At 52.2% G+C, this 1,897-nt stretch carries 1 protein-coding gene; it reads left to right on the top strand.

Annotated features, from left to right (window positions below; all coding sequences use genetic code 11):
• Positions 1 to 26: 26 nt before the first annotated feature.
• Positions 27 to 1,897, top strand: a 1,871-nt coding sequence (locus HN413_00020) for a hypothetical protein (protein ID MBT3388773.1), incomplete at its 3' end; no start/stop codon positions are given.

Raw genomic sequence — 1,897 nt, 5'->3', positions numbered from 1 at the left:
ATATAACCTATCCTACCAGATTTCCAATGCTCATTATTTTGGCGAAACTAAAGTCTTATAGTATTGGGGTCAAAACACAAACCTACTCGGGAACAGCAACCCTTAACGATATCAATGGCACCCTGATTACTTCTAATAAACCGATCGCCGTTAATACTGGGTCTTGGTTAGGATCCGTTACTGGCTCTGGGGTTGATATTGGCATTGATCAGATGATTCCTGAAAATCAAATAGGAAAAGATTATATTTTAATGCAAGGTCTGGGAGGAAATACTATTGCCGAGACTCCTATCGTTATCGCGGCTTACGATAATACCAACATCTCAGTAAATGGTATTTCCGCCGCCTGCACAAATGGAACAACCCTTCCGATGAATGCTGGTGATTATTGCTTTTTGGATGGTTTATTCTCTGCACAAGGAAATATGTTTGTTGAAGCAACTCAACCAGTTTACATTTTCCAAACATTGACAGGCGCAAGTGGTACTCTAATACATTACTATGCAGGGATGAATTTCATTCCACCCTTGTCTGATAGCAGTTTTTCGTTTGTTGACAATATCCCTAACATAAATTTTCAAGGTAATGCAACAGTCAATATCTTGGCCCAAAGTGGTGCTACGCTTAACCCTCCCGTGTGTACTGGTACTCCAAGTATCACTGGCCCAAATGCGGTCACGGGGAGAGCAGATTGGGTAACTTACAAAATTACTGGCTGCACAGGGAATTTTTCAATAAGTTCGGATGAGGCAATAGCAGTTCAATTTACAATCGAAGGAAACAACGGTGTCGGTGCAGCAGGTTACTACACTGGGCTTCCCCAGGCGGCGCTCGATTTTGGCGACTTACCCGCAGCCTACAGCCTGACGATGAACGCTGACGACGGCGCGCGGCACACAACCAGCAGCATTTACCTGGGCGCGTCCATTGACGGTGAGAGCGACGGGCAAGAGAGCGCCAGCGCCGATGGCGACGACACCAACGATACGGATGATGAAGACGGCGTAAGCGTGCCCGGCGCCTGGACGGATAGCGCAGGCGGGGGCGCTGTGGATGTCACCGTCACCGGCGGGGCGGGCTGCCTGAGCGCCTGGCTCGATTGGGATGGGGATAATGATTTTACCGGCGCGAACGATCAAATTCTGGCCATGCAGGAAGTCAGCGCCGGGGTCAACAACCTGACCTTCGATGTACCGGCTGGCAAGAGCAGCGGCGATTATTACACCCGCTTCCGCCTGGCGCCAGATACCGGCACCCAGGGTGATTGCAGCGACGATGCCGCCTTGGGGCCCACCGGTTTGGTCTCCGGCGGCGAGGTGGAAGATCACAAGCTGAGCAGCACAAGCGGTGATGCTAGTACTGGCGGTGGAGATGATGCTGGCGGTGGAGATGACGGCGCCAAAGCCTGCGGCTCACCCTGTCCGGTGGGCGTACCGGGCCGCTTCTGCGACTTTTGTCCGCAAGTCACGGTGGATGTATCAACAAACACCGTTTACGATGGCAGTGTAGTGGTCGTCATGCAACTGCCCGCGGGCAGCGCGGGCGGCAACTTCCAATTGGGCAACCGCGTTTTTGATATCAAGGTTTATGATGCAGATGGGAACGAGATACACTTCTTCGATCCGCCGCTGGAGATCTGCATCAAGCCAACCAATGCTGAACTGCAAAAAGCAGGCTGGAACTTCGGCAACCTGAGCATGTTCCACAGCCACAATGGGGGTGCCTGGAATCGGGTTTTGACGACTTATGAGGATGACGGTTGGCTGTGTGGTGAGTTCTGGCAGTTGAGCTACTTCGCCATCGGCGTGGGGCAAATGCCCAATACCGGCTTTGCTCCGGGCATGGTGACCGAACTGGCCGAACAGCCTGCCGAGAAGATGTATTTCGATCTCGCAGG

Source organism: Chloroflexota bacterium, from assembly GCA_018648225.1.
Taxonomy (GTDB): domain Bacteria; phylum Chloroflexota; class Anaerolineae; order Anaerolineales; family UBA11858; genus NIOZ-UU35.
This window is presented reverse-complemented; position numbering and strand designations above follow the sequence as displayed.